The 16,799-nt window shown below is 38.1% G+C and carries 14 protein-coding genes and 1 riboswitch; of the genes, 4 read left to right on the top strand and 10 right to left on the bottom strand.

The window, feature by feature from the left end:
* Positions 1–289: 289 nt before the first annotated feature.
* The 5 genes from AC6CHS_RS15725 to AC6CHS_RS15705 form a co-directional block, all read right to left on the bottom strand.
* Positions 290–1,726: a sensor histidine kinase gene (locus AC6CHS_RS15725; RefSeq protein WP_498237542.1), complete on the bottom strand. Its 1,437-nt coding sequence runs from the start codon at positions 1,724–1,726 to the stop codon at positions 290–292.
* Positions 1,710–2,390 carry a response regulator transcription factor gene (locus tag AC6CHS_RS15720; protein ID WP_498237540.1) on the bottom strand — a complete coding sequence of 227 codons (681 nt, stop codon included), beginning with the start codon at positions 2,388–2,390 and terminating at the stop codon, positions 1,710–1,712. The genes AC6CHS_RS15725 and AC6CHS_RS15720 overlap by 17 nt, the downstream gene beginning before the upstream one ends.
* A gap of 162 nt (positions 2,391–2,552) precedes the next feature.
* Positions 2,553–4,643, bottom strand: a complete 2,091-nt coding sequence (locus tag AC6CHS_RS15715) for a carbohydrate-binding domain-containing protein (protein WP_498237538.1) — start codon at positions 4,641–4,643, stop codon at positions 2,553–2,555.
* 15 nt (positions 4,644–4,658) lie between these two features.
* On the bottom strand, positions 4,659–5,354 hold the full coding sequence (locus AC6CHS_RS15710) for a DUF4956 domain-containing protein (protein WP_498237536.1): 696 nt from the start codon (positions 5,352–5,354) through the stop codon (positions 4,659–4,661).
* Between the two features lie 17 nt (positions 5,355–5,371).
* Positions 5,372–6,052: a polyphosphate polymerase domain-containing protein gene (locus AC6CHS_RS15705; protein ID WP_498237534.1), complete on the bottom strand. Its 681-nt coding sequence runs from the start codon at positions 6,050–6,052 to the stop codon at positions 5,372–5,374.
* Positions 6,053–6,607: 555 nt separating this feature from the next.
* On the opposite strand from AC6CHS_RS15705, the gene AC6CHS_RS15700 reads away from it, so the two are divergent.
* Positions 6,608–7,558, top strand: a complete 951-nt coding sequence (locus AC6CHS_RS15700) for a trypsin-like serine peptidase (protein WP_498237532.1) — start codon at positions 6,608–6,610, stop codon at positions 7,556–7,558.
* A gap of 27 nt (positions 7,559–7,585) precedes the next feature.
* Positions 7,586–7,897, top strand: coding sequence for a hypothetical protein (locus AC6CHS_RS15695; protein WP_498237530.1), 312 nt, complete (start codon positions 7,586–7,588; stop codon positions 7,895–7,897).
* Between the two features lie 239 nt (positions 7,898–8,136).
* On the opposite strand, the gene AC6CHS_RS15690 is transcribed toward AC6CHS_RS15695, so the two are convergent.
* The 4 genes from AC6CHS_RS15690 to AC6CHS_RS15675 all read right to left on the bottom strand — a co-directional run bounded on the left by AC6CHS_RS15690 (position 8,137) and on the right by AC6CHS_RS15675 (position 12,010).
* Positions 8,137–8,976: a M15 family metallopeptidase gene (locus tag AC6CHS_RS15690; protein ID WP_498237528.1), complete on the bottom strand. Its 840-nt coding sequence runs from the start codon at positions 8,974–8,976 to the stop codon at positions 8,137–8,139.
* A gap of 90 nt (positions 8,977–9,066) precedes the next feature.
* Positions 9,067–10,164, bottom strand: coding sequence for a sensor histidine kinase (locus AC6CHS_RS15685; protein ID WP_498237526.1), 1,098 nt, complete (start codon positions 10,162–10,164; stop codon positions 9,067–9,069).
* Positions 10,157–10,849 (bottom strand): response regulator transcription factor, encoded by a 693-nt coding sequence (locus AC6CHS_RS15680; protein ID WP_498237524.1) that lies wholly within the window; start codon positions 10,847–10,849, stop codon positions 10,157–10,159. Before AC6CHS_RS15680 ends, AC6CHS_RS15685 begins: the two co-directional genes overlap by 8 nt.
* A 306-nt stretch (positions 10,850–11,155) precedes the next feature.
* On the bottom strand, positions 11,156–12,010 hold the full coding sequence (locus tag AC6CHS_RS15675; protein WP_498237522.1) for a formate/nitrite transporter family protein: 855 nt from the start codon (positions 12,008–12,010) through the stop codon (positions 11,156–11,158).
* 195 nt (positions 12,011–12,205) lie between these two features.
* A riboswitch (SAM riboswitch) is annotated at positions 12,206–12,303 on the top strand.
* A 138-nt stretch (positions 12,304–12,441) separates the two neighbouring features.
* Between AC6CHS_RS15675 and AC6CHS_RS15670 the strand changes: the two genes are divergently transcribed.
* Together AC6CHS_RS15670 and AC6CHS_RS15665 are read left to right on the top strand one after the other, a co-directional pair.
* Positions 12,442–13,548, top strand: coding sequence for a 5-methyltetrahydropteroyltriglutamate--homocysteine S-methyltransferase (locus AC6CHS_RS15670; protein WP_498237521.1), 1,107 nt, complete (start codon positions 12,442–12,444; stop codon positions 13,546–13,548).
* 141 nt (positions 13,549–13,689) lie between these two features.
* Complete coding sequence (locus AC6CHS_RS15665) at positions 13,690–14,808, top strand: methionine biosynthesis PLP-dependent protein (RefSeq protein ID WP_498237519.1); 1,119 nt, start codon at positions 13,690–13,692, stop codon at positions 14,806–14,808.
* 253 nt (positions 14,809–15,061) lie between these two features.
* Here the strand turns inward: AC6CHS_RS15665 and betB are convergent, their stop codons facing one another.
* The gene (betB, locus tag AC6CHS_RS15660) at positions 15,062–16,534 is read right to left on the bottom strand and encodes a betaine-aldehyde dehydrogenase (protein ID WP_498237517.1); all 1,473 of its coding nucleotides are present in this window, start codon (positions 16,532–16,534) and stop codon (positions 15,062–15,064) included.
* Between the last annotated feature and the right edge of the window lie 265 nt (positions 16,535–16,799).

Below are 16,799 nucleotides of genomic sequence, written 5' to 3'. Positions count from 1 at the left end.
AAAACTAGTATACTTACAAGAAAATCCATGGTAATTTACCACCTTTCTCGTAGTCATTTCTTGTTTTAATTAAAGACCAAGTATTCAAGAGCTTAAAAAAGTACTTAATACTAATTGTATTCTTCATAGCGTGTAAAACTCCTGTTAAATACATAATTTTACCGTAAGTCTCTCCTTGAGTATCGATTAAGTCTTGAAGTTATACCTCATTAAAAAAACTACTCCCCTCTAACTCGGAAGTAGTTCTCACTAAACACAGACCCGCTCATATGAAGACCCCACTAGCCTATTAGTCAACAACGTCTTGATCTGAAATCGGTAATTCAATTCGAAAAGTAGTGCCAGAATGATCACTTTCAACTAGCGTAAGATTCCCGTTCAATACGTTTGCTATCATCTTACTAAAAGGTAGCCCTAGTCCTAAACCGCCAACTTTATATTTTTTATTTTCCCCTCGATAAAACCGCTCGAATATAAAGGTCTGTTCCTCCTCTGGAATTCCTACACCGGTATCATTCACGTCGATCATTACCTTATCATGCCTTGTATGAAGCTTCACCGTTATCGTACCTTCTTCCCCTATTGCTTGGTACGCATTATTTAGGAGGTTCATCATGATTTGCTGAATACGTATCGGATCCACATCCACCATTTGATCACCTTTTAATAATGAAACATCCAGCTGTAGCCCTTCTTGCTTGTTCGTCTTTTCCCATAAATTTAGAGCATCCATAATCAGTTCATTAATTAAATAGGTGTCGAGTGTTACCGGTACTGCATTTGCTGCGAATTTATTAAAAGCTAACAGATCTTCTACCATTTTTTTCATCTTTTCAGATTCCCCAATGGAAAGCTGCAAGAATTCTTTTGCTTCATCTCCATCAACCACACCGTCATCAATCGCCCGTAACAGTCCACTAATGGAAGTGACTGGTGTTTTCAATTCATGAGACACTCCTGCTAAAAGTTCTGTTCTAAGAGCCTCCAGATGTTCTAACTTTCCAGACATTTGCTGAAAGGAGGTTATTAGCTCATAAACTTCTTCCTCTTTTGGACGGGATGAAAAATAAACATCGTAATTCCCTTCTTCTATCTGCTTTGCAGCTGCTGCTACTTCTTTTATCGGTTTGGCTAACCGGCCCGTGATAAAATAAATCGCAATCCAGCCTATTACAAGAAGACTTCCTATTAAGATCATCAATTGTCCATACTCTTGATGTACTTTCAGTAGATTTGATTTTGATTCCACATATAATACATAACCAAATGTCTCTTCGTCTACTTCAATCGCTTTTTTTATAACATAAAATTCGGTTTGTTCATCATCATTAGAAGCGATCGTTTGAATGGTCTCTTCATTTTCCAAAATAGATGAATTGATTTCTTGGTCATCGGACTTTGGGGGTAAATTACTACTAATAATCATCCCCTCAGGATCTGTTACATATATAATCGGATTGCTTTCTATATTCATAAATCTACCTTGATCTGTTAAAAGACGATGTATCTCAAATTCAGGTGGTCTCGTATCATCTGTCATATGGACAATACGATTAGCTGTTTCTTCTGCCATGAATTCCATCATATTCAGGCGATTATCCAAGGTTGTATGACGGATCCACATTGCCGATATAATCGCAATAACTGCAAGTCCTGCCACAAGTGTAATGAGGTAGCGCGTTGTCCAATACCGTTGCAATGGTACTTTTTTATTTTTCGTGAACACGGAACTGATACCCCACCCCTCTTAGCGTTTTTATTTCTCCTTCTTCTAATGGCCAATTTTTAAGTGATTTCCTTAAACGTTTGATTGATAAGTCAACAGCCCGATCGCTTCCTTCATAATCCCATCCCCATACTTGCTCGATCAACTGATCTCTAGTAAACGTTTTGTTAGGGTGTTCGGATAAAAATAATAGCAAAGCTAAATCACGTGGTGTTAATTCCATTTCTTCCTGATAAAGAAGTACACGATGTGCCTCATGATCAATCTGCAGTGCACCAAATGTTTTCAATTGCTGATCCTCGCTATGAGATCTGCGTAACACTGCATTAACTCTAGCAATAACTTCCTCTCCAATAAACGGTTTTGTTATATAATCGTCTGCTCCGCCATTAAGTCCGTCTAACCGAAAGTTAACATCACCTAAGGCAGTTAACATGATAACAGGGCATTTACTTTTCTCTCTTATTTCCTTTAAAATTTGCCACCCATCTATTCCCGGGAGCATAACATCTAATAACACTAAGTCCGGATTCCATTCTTGAAAAGCGTGAAGTGCTTGATTGCCTTCCATGATAACCTTTGTATCAAAATCCGCTTTTTTTAAATAGACATTTAGTACTTTACTGATGGCAATTTCATCCTCTACGATTAACACTCTACTCATTTTTTCATCTCTCCTAAGGCTATTTTACCATAGAAAGTCAGCCTTACATCACCTACGTTTAATGATCAATCTCAACTATAAGGAATTACCTTGCTTATTCATTTAGAAGAAGCGCCCCCTGTCTAGAGAAGCGCTTCTTTTTTACTAAAATGGCGACTGTATTTAGCTTCCACCTTGCCCTTGTTGTCCGCGTCCACCACCAAACATACCACTAGATTGTTCTGTTTCACCTGATTCATTCAAATACATCATCGTACTCGTTAAAGAGAATTCAAGTACTTTTGTTCCGCCTTCATTGGTTACATTTTGATAAAAACCTTCTACTTCATCACCAGAGAGCTCCCCATTTGTATAAATCGTATAGGATTCATCCTGCTTTAGATCTGGTGAACTGATTACAATTGATTGGAAAGCTTTTTCTGGTGCAACCGCAACGACTGCCTCTCCATTACTGTCCTCAACGTAGACAGTAGTACCGGCTTCCAGCGTCTCAGGAAATGTCATCATAAATGTTGATTGCTTAGAGCTCTCGGAAACACCTTCAGCCATTCCGCTGCTCCCAGCAGCAATCAGTATTCCGCCTTCCATTTCAAAGGATTGATCATAATCCAATGCCCCGTTTCCACTATTCGTTGGCCCATATACGAGTACAGTACCGCCTGTCATGACAGCGGAAGTATTCGAATCCAAGCCATCTCCATTTGCATCGATATAAATAGAGCCACCTTCTATAAGCAATTTTCCTTCATCGGACTCTTGTTCCTCTTGTTCCTCTTCTTCCTCGCCACTTTCCTCTGCATTCTCCGTTTGGCTTTCCCCAAACCTTTGCATTGCCATTTGGTCTGTTCCACCATTTACATTTATACCATCATCTTCTGCGGTAACGTGGATGTCTCCACCTGATACGGTTATCGATTTCCCTTCAATTCCTTCATAACTCTTATTAACTTGAATGGAACCATCGCTTATGGTCATCTTATTATCTGCATGAAGCGCATCATCACCGGTAGATAACGTGATTTCCCCACCTGCAACTACCATGTTGTTATTACTGTGCAATGCGTCGTCATTTGCATCTATTGTAAGGCTTCCCCCAACAATATCTAGTTTATTCTCAGCCTTAATCCCTTTTGTGCTTGTTGTATCGTCTTCTTCTGTTTCCTCTGTTTCTTCTTTGTTATTTGGCTCTTGTTCCCTTTCTTGTGCTTGCTCAGGAGGTTGTCTGTTTTCGAATCCGCCCATCTCTCCTTGTTCTGGCGGCTCTTCTCCTTCAGCGAAATCTGGTTTTCCCTGTGGCATGTTTCCTTCTGAAAACTCCTGGCCATTAGGCATTGTTCCTTGCCCCTGACCACCAAATCCTCCTCCAAGCTCGGTAGTAGCCTCTATCGTTTTCGGGCTGCCTCCTCCGGCAGTAATAGTATATTCACCGTCCACAATGGTTACAGTATTTTCCGATTGTATACCATCGCTACCAGCATCAATGTTTAAGGAGCCACTTTCCAGTACCATATTGGCTTTATTTTCATCTGTATCATTAGAACTTTTCACTCCATCCCCACCAGCATCAATCGTAATGAATGCATCATTCATTGCAAACAAATCACGCCCTACGATACCATCATCCTCTGCTGTAACCTCGATGGTAGCTTCTATCATTTTCAAGTCGTCTTTCCCTGTAATACCATCCTTATAATTACCATTCACAATTAAAGTTCCTGTCCCATTAATTGTTAAGTCATCCTTACTGTATATAGCCGCTTTTGGTTCATCTGTCTCTTCTTCATATACATATTCGGATGGATCTGTAATCGTGTTGCTCGTCCCTTCCTCAACAGAAATCACGGCTTTATCAGCCTGTTTGACAAAGATCGGAGCAGTTGATGTAGATTCTAATGAAACACCGTTAAAAATTAAACGAACGGTCCCTTCATCTTCAGCATCCACGATAACTTGGGTGTCTGTCGAACTTCCTTCTAAAACATAGGTTCCAGAGGTGTGAATTTCTACCGTATTGTCATTTACCAGGACACTATTATTATCTTCTATGTCAATTGATTGGTCATTAAAAGTTATGGTTGTGGCATCTTGCTCATCCCATTCGGCATACGTATCCTGTGTATCATAGCTAACTAGTGATTGCGCAGACTCTACTATTGCTACATTTTCATTCGATTTGCTACAGCCTGTAATCAAAATAGCCATTCCTATAAGAAAAGGAAGGATAACCCTTCCTTTAATTAATCCTCTTCTCATGAGACCCCTCCTCTATTACGCAGTGAAATTACCATCATAGCTCAGCATCACTGCTGAACGGACACCATCAATTTGAGAAACAGTCGATGTTATCTGTGCATCGTTTTCTTTTACACGTATTTCATAGGTTACTTCTACTTCATCACCTTGCATGATTGATTTTGATTTCAGAACATATTTCTTCACTTTACTACTAATAACCTGCTCTACTTTCTCGCCAATATTATCTTTATCGAACTTCACAACTAATAAGTATGGATTTTCAACTCTAATCTTATTTGAGAATAATACAATTACTAACCCTATGGATACCGTGCCTATTGCTGCTAATAAAATAAAACCTGCACCACTTAAAATCCCGGCAATAACGGACCAGAATAAGAACACTAAATCCATTGGATCTTTAATTGGTGTACGGAAACGCACAATGGATAAGGCACCAACCATACCAAGTGATAAAAGGACATTTTGACTTATCCCCATAATCACAAGCGCTGTCGCCATCGTCATTATCACAAGCGATATATTAAAGGTGTGTGAATAGATTACTCCTTTAAATGTTTTCTTATAGATTGCGTAAATAAACAAACCGATTATGAACGCCATACCTAACCCTAATAATGAATCGATAATGGAGAAAGATGCGGTATTCTCTATAAAACTAGATTTAAATATATCTGAAAAATTGGTTGAAGCTACTGTAAATAACATTTTTTTCTCTCCTCTTCTTAGCCATACATTCTGCTTAATTGGTATTTTGAATATGCTTCTTGTCTTGTATCTGATAACTGAAGCAAGTGTTTAATTACATCTGGTAAATATTTATCATACTTCACTTCGAGAATGACGATATCTGCTTCTAATACATCCACCATCGGTAAATTACTAGCGAACATGTTAGTGTTTTGCATGCTTGTCTGTATTTTTAAATCGAAGGTGACCCGGACATTCCCATATGGGTATACATATGGCTCACGGATATAATCAACAACTGTCCTAGGCTTTAATTGATAGTATTGCATTTCAAAAAACAAATCCCTTATTAATGAGCGATTGTCTTCTTCCATCCAGGCAATTTCTGATTTCCTGATTTTCTCGAACTCACGCTTTGTGATCTGACATTTCGATTTAAAGGTGAGATTATTCCTTTTACTTTTTCTTTCCAGATTAATGACTTCATCACACTTGCCATATATCCTCACGCGATATTTATCTCGATTTAAATAACCTTCCTTTTTTTCCTGCAAAACTTTATTGTCAAAGTTATCAAAGTAAGTAGAGCGAATCATATACTTTCCATTTGGCCCGGCATGTGGATCGCTCCTCATAAAGTGAGCCAATTTTTTTCTTAACACCTGGTATTCTGCAAGCGAAATAGCATGTTTTAACTCCTGTCTTCCTACTAACATCTTCCTTACTCCTTCCTGGTACATTTGCAATGTTAAACCAGTTATATGTCAGCAAGATGTCAAGTGAATTTTTTATTAAATGAACGTTGGCGAATAAGAAAACCATAATTATAGTACTGATAAATTGGTACTATTTTGTTCATTAAATCTATGTTCTCTATAAAGTGAAACTTCAATCAGTGGGGGTTTTCGTTCTTCCCCCACTGATTGTTAGTTGAACGAATCGGGGGGTTAGCGTCCGTTTACTCCCACTTAAACATCACGGTTTCACTTCATGTTTTGAAGTGGGAGTCTTACGGACGGTTGCACCGGGATAAAAAGTCTGTCGTATTTTTGAACAAGTTGATAACTTTTCATCTACTTTTCTAGTTAATTTAGTAGCTTTTTAGCCTCCTTTTTCTAATTTAAAGAAATATTTTAAAAAACATAGATTTCTAGTTTCCAATATGTTACAAACAACGTGTAACCATACTTAGCAAATAGGAGGTGGATATTGTTATAGCAAGTACATCATGAATCGCTAAATAAAATAATTAATTAGAGAGGATTGATCGTATGAGTGGTAAAAACGGTAAAAATATTTTTTCTATCTTTATAGCGTTCATCACCTTCTTCATTATTACCCCCGCTGCGTTTGCTGGTGAGGCAGACATAGTAGAAGAAAAAGCACAATTTCAGATACAAAATGAACTAAAGGAATATTGGACCAAGGAACAAATGGAAAATGCTATTCCCATGGATACTATCCATACTAATAAAAATTCTAATTCTTTAAATGCTAATGATAAATCAGCTGATTTAAAGCCCTCCGACACGGAACCTGCAGCTCCATCATTAAACATAACTCCAAATGCTGTGGTTCCAAAAACAACAGGAAAACTATTCTTCACAAATCCAAATGATGGCAGAAATTACGTATGCTCTGCTTCTGCGGTTAACAATCCTAATAAAAATCTTGTAACTACTGCTGGCCATTGTATGCACGAAGGCAACGGTGGAGATTTTTATACTAATATAATTTTTGTTCCAGCATATTATGAAGGTAATGCCCCTTACGGAAGATGGAATGTTAACTGGAAAGTAACATTCCAAGGGTGGACAGAAAATGGGAATTATGATTACGACCAAGCATTTCTAACTGTTTTCCCTGAAAATGGTCAAGATCTAGTGAATGTGGTGGGGGGAAATGGATTAAGCTTTAATTATAGTCAAAACCAAACGGGTGTTAGAGTAACCGGTTATCCAGCAGCAGATCCTTATCCTGGAGACATCCCATATTCTTGTTATGGGGACACAACAAAAAGACTCTTTAGCAACGATGCCCAAATTTCCTGTGGCTTTACTGGAGGAGCAAGTGGTGGAGCCTGGTTTAGAACTATGACAAGCGACCATCTAGGACAAATCTTCTCAGTAACTTCACGAAGGTCCGAGCCACGGGGCACATTATATGCACGACCTTTCACTTCTGATTATCGAGATCTATTTGATAGTATGGAGAACAGATAAGATTTACTTATGGAGAGGATTTTAAAAATGGAAATTCTAAATAAAAGAATCAATCTTGCTTTGGCTAGTTTTCTTCTCTTAACCGTACTAGTTGGTTGTGGGAGTAATGATGTAGAGTTACCAGCTGAAGATAATTCATCAGATCATAAAGGCAACTCAACTAATGAAGACGAGAGCACACCTAAGAGCGAAGAAGATAATCCGCCTGAAAAAGAGAGTGAATTACCTAAAGATCCGATTCCAAAAGATGAAGTTGATCAACACGGCACTACTAATAACTCTTCTGGTGATTCTTATGAAGAAAAAGACTCTCCAGTTGATGAAGAAAGCGATAATTAATACATTAACAAAGGATAGATGGTCAATAAACCTTCTATCCTTTGTTTTTTCTCCCTTTACATTACTAATTATAAAATGTTCCATCCATACCCAATTCGATTATATTGCTTTAAAATGAATGGATTCTAGCCATTATTGGGTTATTTCAATCCCACTAATCTAACTGGTAAGTTTGGTGTGAAAATAAAAAGAATGCTCCTTATTAGTTAATTGAACTTATGAGAAGCATTCTTTTATTTTTACATAGTCACCGTTACGATTACCCCGTTCATATTATCTCCTGTAATCATGTAATCACGATCTATGGGTAACTCAATCTGTTGATTCTCACCATATGGATAATATGTAATAAAGTACTCTTTCCCTTCAAAACTAGCATAAAGTTCTTTTTTATCTTTTACATAATCGAGATATTCTTCAAGTACGAAATCATGCTCGTACATTAAAGCACTATGAGGAAGCCCGACGTATCGGATGTGCCAGGGCTCATATTCAATGCCGGTAATGTTGGTTTTGTTCTCAGGATAACGTAAAATAAATCCGTGTTTCCATCCATTGTCTTCGATCCACTTTCCTTCAGAAGCATTTGCCATTAGGCCTTCGGTGGAACCTACATCCATGGCCAGCCCAGAATTATGTTCACTGTATCCACCGGGAAGCGCATAATCTTCTCCCATTTCTTTAAAAAGAAGGGTTTGTTCTTCTATTCCTCGGTAGCCACTAGTAATTGTAAAACTGTCAACACCGTCATGTTGAGCATCTTCTAGCATATTCATAAATTTTTGGCTGATGGATTGAGACAGTTGGATCTCCTGATCGAGCAGCTGCACACCCTTAAAGTCTTCTGGGTGGAAGGTTTGAATATCTTTTTTTACACCTTCCTTTTCCACCGGGTGCTTCTCATTGATTAAGACGAGGTTACCTTTATGGATGTCTTCCTCTTGAATTGTTTTTACATCTGTATCTCCCGTAAAACCGCTTTTTTCTTCTTCTATGACTATTTCGTTACTCATGAATGTAATCATAAATGCTGTGACTATACCCATCACTAAAAGTATAATCAAACCTACCTTTTTCATTGGAGTTCCTCCTTATCTTTCCTTCAATAAAAGAATAGGAGAAACTGTTTAAAAAAACTGTGGGAAAAAAATAAAGTTTTTCTTAAGTTTTTAATCGTTTTTTAAAGGCAGGCGGACTTCGAATTGCGTGCGGATTACACTACTGTTAACAGAAATCGTACCATTGTGCTGTTCCACAATATTTTTAGCGATGAATAGGCCTAAGCCTGTGCTGTTTTCTTTATGGGTTCGTGAGGGGTCGCCTTTATAAAACATTTCAAAAAGGTAAGGAATCTCAGTTTCAGGGATATGGTTCCCATAATTGATGATTTGAATGACGACATCACTTTCTTCTTGAAAGCCTTTTATATCTACATAGAGACCATCGGCTCCATAGCGATTGGCATTAATGAGAAGGTTCTCAAACACTCTAGCCAATTGCTCACCGTCCCCTTGAATAAACAGATCTGACTTCACGTCCAAGCGGACTTCCAATTGTTTTTTTTCAAAAATAGGATACATTTCTTCGTTTATTTGAAGCAAGAGTTCGCTCATATTAATGGCTTTCTTATTAAGTGGCAGCATACCGTAATTCATTCGGGTGGTTTCAAACAATTCATCAATTAGTCGCTCTAGCCGCTGAGCTTTCGTATTGGAAATTCTTAAATAATGGTCTCTCTGCTCTGGTGTTAGCTGGGGATCCTTCAAAATTAAATCCAGGTACCCAAGAACAGAGGTAAGCGGTGTACGTAAATCATGCGCTAAATTGACGATTAGCTGATCCTTACTACTTTCAGAAAAGTCACCCCGTTCTATAGCTTCTTCTAATTTTTGTCCGGCCATATTAATGTCCTTGGCGATTTCTTTGAATTCATCATTAGAAGAAATATCAATCCGGTGATTGAAGTCCCCGCGTGCAAGTTGGCGAATACCGGAGGAGATTTCCTTAAAATAAACAGAATAAGGCTTGGTCAGGATAAAGAAAAAGAGAACAGCTAGGGGAATAAAGAAAATCAAGAAAAAGTTAATGTCCCCAATCCGATTGATCCAAAACCTTAGGTCCATAAGCGGATCTTCGTAATCGACAAAATTGTAGTAGTACCACCGTAGCGATAAAAAAATGAGGTAGGTAATAATGCCAGCAAACAGCATGCTTAGCCCAAACAGGAAAATCATTTTTGAACGAAAGCTGTAAATAAATTTAACCATTGAATGAATACCCCACTCCCCAAACGGTTTTGATCCATTTATAGTTGTTCCTCTCTTCAGAAAGCTTCTTCCTTAGTGTGCGGATATGCACCATGACTGTATTTGTGCCTTCAAAGTAATCCTGCGCCCACACATGCTTAAAAATATTTTCAACGCTAAACACTTTGTTTGGATGGCTTGCTAGCAAATAAAGAATCTCAAATTCCTTCGGGGTTAAATCAATGTCTTGATCGAACAAGCAAACTCTTCGTTGATCTGGAAGAATAATAAGCCCGCCAAAATCTAGTTTTTCTGTTTCATTATTTGACTGGTTTAACTTCTTATAACGTCTCAGTTGAGCGTTGACACGGGCTGCTAATTCAATAGGGTTAAAGGGCTTGGTCATGTAATCATCTGCGCCAATCACAAGTCCTTGCACTTTATCAAAGTCTGAGGTTTTTGCGCTTAAAAATATAATCGGCATATTATGTTTCTCACGAATGGAGCGTGTCACTTCATACCCATCCATTTTTGGCATCATGATATCTAGAATCACAAGATCTATGGAATAGGAATCGATGGCGTCAAGCGCCTCTTGACCATCTAAAGCTTTTAGGACACGATAGTTTTCTTTCTCCAAATGGATCGCAATTAAATCGGCAATTTCTATTTCATCGTCTGCGATAAGAATGGTTGCCTTCTCCATTTCGATGCCTCCCTACATTTAACTTATTTATTATCATGTATAAACTATAGCATATATTTAAAAACTCCCTAAAAAGAAGTCCGTTTTGCAATAGATGCCATGTTTTACAATCCAGTACCGAACCGGCAACAATACCTTCTTCAGCAGTTACACGCGTGCTATTACATTTAAACCCCTTTGTGGTTATGATAACCACAAAGGGGTTTTCTTCTCAGATAAAACCATATTACTTTTTGCCGACTTTAAAAATCAGAATCTGAATGAAAAAGTTCAAGTCGTGCAGGTTAGTGGGAAAACCCTAAAATATTAACTTCGCATCTCTTTCCGAAAAGCATATAAGAACAATAGTGAAATGAATATGGCACCGCCAATGATATTTCCAATACTTGCAGGGATCAGATTAAGCAATATATATTCGTGCCAAGCATAGTTGTCAGATGTAAAAATTCCTAAACTGAAATAGCCCATATTTGCAGCACTGTGTTGGAAATTACCCGCAACAAACAGAATGACAGGTAGAGCTGTACCCAAGATTTTTCCGACCACGTCTCTAGCCGCGGTTGTTAAAAATGTTGCCATGCCAATAAGCCAATTGGCAAGAATTCCCGACAACACTACTTGAAACCAGCCTACCCAGCCATTTTCGGCAAATTTCATTTTGTGAGACAGTAGTGTTTCAATCTCTTTCGAAAATTCAGGTGTCAAGGAGTTCGACATAATGACTAATAAAGCAACAAACAACGCACCTACAAGGTTTCCAATATAGGCTACAGCCCAAAATTTAACATACTTATGTTTTTGCCAATATGACCTTTGTAAATACGATGTTGGTAAAAGGACGTTTACTTCAGTAAACAATACAGATTGTGACATAAATACCATAAGATATCCTGCTGTAAAACCGAGACCCTGCAGAATATAAGTCAGCCCTTTCGCATCAACACCGATGGCAAGCAGTATAGAAAAAACAGCACCAAAGGTCATAAACGACCCTGCCTTTAAAGAGAGGACGAATCGGGAGGGTGTATTTGTATCAAGGTGTTCTTTTCCTTTATCACTAAACGATTGCATAATCTGAGTAGGAAATAAAAATTGCCTTTCTGGGATTTCTTGTGTATTACTTGTCTGATTTGACGATTCCTGGTTACCATTATCCACCATCAATATCCTCCTATTTGTATAAGTTCTATGTTGAAGCTTAGAGTTATGTAACCCACTACTTTAATAGGTACCCGAATGACGAAGTCTTCAAGCTATTTTTGGATCGCCTTTTATTTATAAATATTTTAAAACCTTCTTGACATTTTGATAATACATCTGTAGTATATTGACTAATCAAAAAATTTCATATGATTTTTCTTATCCAGAGAGGTGGAGGGACTGGCCCATTGAAACCTCAGCAACAGACATTTGTACTGTGCTAATTCCAGAAGCGTTAAGCTTGGAGATAAGAAGAGAAAATTTTTACGTATCCAACCCTCTTCTTATTTGTTAAGAAGGGGGTTTTTTGTTGGTTACATAAAATAGATACTTTCATTACTAGTTTAGTTGAATTGCGTTTATAAAAAATAAAACGAAAGTAGGGATTTAACATGTCAATTACCTTAACAAAAGCACCTTTTAAAGCGGATCAAGTAGGAAGTTTATTACGGCCGGAGAGCATTCATCAAGCAAGAAAGGAATTTAAAGAAGAAAAAATTTCTGCCACACAATTGCGTGAGATCGAAACAAAGGAAATTAAGCGTATTGTGGATAAGCAAATTGAAATTGGCTTAAATGCAGTAACGGATGGCGAGTTTAGACGCAGATTTTGGCATACTGATTTCTTAGAGCATCTAAACGGGATAGAAGGATATGTTCCAGATGTAGGATATATTTTCAATGGTAATGAGGAGACTGAAAGATATAATGTCCGAAATACAGGGAAGGTTTCCTTTAATCCCGATCACCCTTTCATTCAAGATTTCATCGAATTTAATGAAATTGTTGCTGGGCGTGCAGTTGCCAAACAAACAATCCCTAGCCCTAATCAACTCTTCAATCAAGGGATAATTAACGAAGACATTTACCCCGACATTGATGAATATGCCAATGATGTTATTCAAACATACCGTGATGCATTACACGCTTTTTATGAAGCTGGAGTTCGCTATTTACAATTTGATGATGTTTATATTGCTGGACTTTCTTCACCAGATATTCCGTTTAACGAGGGGAAATATTCAAGGGAAAAACTAATTGAATTGGCATTACGCGTTGTTAATGAGGTACTGGAAGGTAAACCAGACGACTTAGTCGTGACAACACACTTATGTCGTGGAAACTATCGTTCCAATTGGGCATTCGAAGGGAGTTATGACTTAATCGCATCTACTTTGTTTGCCAAAGAGAAAGTGGATGGATTCTTCTTGGAATATGATGATGAGCGTTCCGGTGATTTTAAACCGCTAAAACATATCCCAGCTGGCGGAGCCCAGGTTATTCTTGGTGTGATCACATCGAAAAATGGGGAGCTAGAGGACAAAGAATCGATTAAAGCACGAATTAAAGAGGCATCTCAATATGTTCCGCTAGATCAACTATGCTTGAGCACACAATGTGGATTTGCATCAACCCACCACGGAAATAAATTAACGGAAGAAGATCAGTGGAATAAATTAAAATTTATTGTTGAGATTGGGAAAGAGATTTGGGGATAAAAACTTCAAGAAGAGGAATGTAACAATTCCTCTTCCTTTTACATTTATGCTAAGTCCAGTATGCGCAAAGCGTAAACGCGTTATTAAGGATCTTTTCCCTTGCTAAAAGTCCTTTATTTATTTGCTGAAAGGATCGATTACATGACAAAAAGACACATCGAGACACAATTGGTGCAACTGGGCAATCATAGCGACAAAAAAACGGGTGCCGTAAACCCGCCAATTTATTTATCAACAGCGTACCAACATCAAGGTCTTAACATGACCACTGGATACGACTACACAAGGACAAAAAATCCAACTCGATCCATTCTTGAGGAAGGGATTGCAAACTTGGAAGCAGGAGATAGCGGGTATGCCTGCAGTTCGGGAATGGCTGCCATTCAATTAGTCTTATCCCTTTTCCGCTCAGGGGATGAAATCATTGCTCCAGAAGATATTTATGGAGGGACATATCGTTTACTTCAGCATTATGCCGACACCTATAATATCCAAACTACTTACACGGCGTTTAACGATGGTGAAGAAACAGAACAAGTCATTACAGGAAATACTAAAGCCTTGTTTATCGAAACCCCAACAAACCCATTAATGCAAAAAATTGATATTCAAGAATACGCGACTCTTGCCAAGAAACACAACCTATTATTAATAGTAGATAATACGTTCTTAACTCCTTATCTCCAGCGTCCACTGGAATTGGGTGCTGACATTGTTATCCACAGTGCAACCAAATACATTGGTGGGCACAACGACGTACTAGCTGGCTTGGTTGTCGCAAATGGAAATACGATTTGTGAAAAGTTGTCCGAGTTACATAATGCCTCTGGCGCTGTCTTATCTCCATTTGACTCATGGTTATTAATTAGAGGTTTAAAAACCCTTGCATTAAGAATGAAACAACATGAGGAAAATGCAAAAAAAGTTGCTGCGTATTTGGCAAATGAACCAGTGGTAACAGATGTACTTTACCCTGGTTATGGGGGTATGCTTTCCTTTCGCCTAAAGGAAAGTAAATGGATTGGAACGTTCTTGGAAAATCTGCAGTTAATCACCTTCGCCGAAAGTCTAGGCGGAATCGAAAGCTTTATAACCTATCCCGCCACACAAACTCACGCTGACATTCCAGTTGAAGAACGAACAAGTCGAGGTATTTGTGATCGGTTGTTACGATTTTCAGTGGGCATTGAAGAAGCGGAGGACATTATTGGAGATCTGAGGCATGTGTTTTCCACTTTAGAAAAGATGGAGATTATATAGGAGGAAGCTCCGTTTAAAATTAGAAGAAAAGACCATTCAAAAGTTTCGTGAACTAATGAATGGTCTCTGCTCTTTTATGGTTAATCAAAAAAGTGGAAATTAGCAAAATGTTAGCATTCTTTCTATGCCCTTTAAGAAGTATGATATTTGACACTGACCCAAAATTAGAGAGAGACACCTCGATATTAAATAGTGTATTAACTTAGGCTAAGATCCCATAACTTGTCATGTGTCCCTACCACAAGATTGATAACTAGAACCAATTAATAGGTTCAGGCTTAAGATTTTGGAATATATGCTTTGTTTCTGTATATTCTTCAATACCTGGTCTTCCTAGTTCTCGTCCAATACCAGATTGTTTAAATCCACCCCATGGTGCATGTGGGAAATAAAGGTTAAATTCATTAATCCAAACAGTGCCCATACGCATCTTCGCCACACAACGTTCAGCTTTTGTTATATCGTTTGTCCAAACGCCACCTGCAAGTCCATAGATAGAGTCATTAGCAAGCTTTACTGCTTCCTCTTCTACACTGAATTTTTCAACCGTGATAACGGGGCCAAAAGCTTCTTCTTGAACAATGCTCATGTCTGTTGTACAGTCTGTGAAAATAGTAGGAAGATAGAAAAATCCATTTTTAAGTTCTGGATCATTTGGACGGCTGCCGCCAGCTGCTAATACAGCACCTTCATTAATACCTGTTTCTACATAGTTTTCTACCTTCGCAAGGTGCTCAGCTGAAATAAGCGGTCCCATTTGTGTATCTTCTTCAAATCCACTTCCGAGTTTAATTTTTTTTACTCGCTCCACAAGTGCGTTAACGAACTCATCGTGAATACTTTCTTCTATGATCAGTCTTGTACCAGCGGAACAGATTTGTCCTGCGTGGAAAAATACTCCGTTTAACGCTTGGTCTACAGCTGTTTCAAAATCAGCATCAGCAAAGATGATATTAGGGTTTTTCCCGCCAAGTTCGAGTGCGAGATTCTTTACATTAACACTTGCAGCCTGCATGATTTTCTTTCCAGTAACAATTCCACCTGTAAAGGAAATAAGATCCACATCCATGTTACTAGCTAACTCTGAACCAACTCTGTTACCAGTACCGAGCACTAGATTTGCAACACCGGCAGGCACTCCCGCCTCTTCTATTAGTTCGAATACTTTAATGGTTGTAAGTGGTGTAATTTCACTTGGCTTCATTATTAAAGTATTTCCAGTTGCCAGCGCTGGAGCTAGTTTCCAAGATGCTTGAAGTAATGGATAATTCCACGGTGTAATTTGTCCGCAAACACCAACTGGCTCGTGGACCACTTTACTAATAGAGTTTGGTACGGGGGAATCAATCAGTTCCCCACCATTCTTATCTGCGAGTTCTGCATAGTAACGAAATACGCCGGCGATATCATCCATGTCTCCACGGCTTTCTTCTATCGTTTTAGCAGTATCTAATGTTTCTAATCTCGCAAGTTCTTCTTTATCTCTTTCTATTAATTCAGCAATTTTCCTTACAATAGTTCCTCGCTCTGTTGCTGGCGTGGAAGCCCAACCTCCATTATCAAATGCTTCTCTTGCTGCAGCGATTGCTGCCTTTGCATCAGATTCATCACCTTCTGGTACGGTAGCAATAACTTCCTGGTTGAACGGATTAATAATATCACGCGTTTTACCAGAAATTGCGTTCACCCATTTACCATTAATGTATTGTTGCTGTTTGAGACTCAAGTCTATCAACTCCAAGTTTTAATAAATTAATTTTATTAAAAATTTATTTAACACTTTAAAAAATGATAACACGTCTTTTTACTGATGTCAAAAGGAAACATAAAAATTTAAAAAGAATTAATCCCTTTAGAAAGATTGTAACTACCATGTTAGTAGACAACTGCAAGTGGTTAAAATCATTATTTTCATTTGACATTTGATCTGAATTCGGTAACATAAAGTTTGCGAAGAAGATTAAAAAAATATTTAACATGCTTTACTTTAT

The sequence above is a fragment of the Oceanobacillus sp. GQ8 genome (genome assembly GCF_059758495.1).
This window is presented reverse-complemented; position numbering and strand designations above follow the sequence as displayed.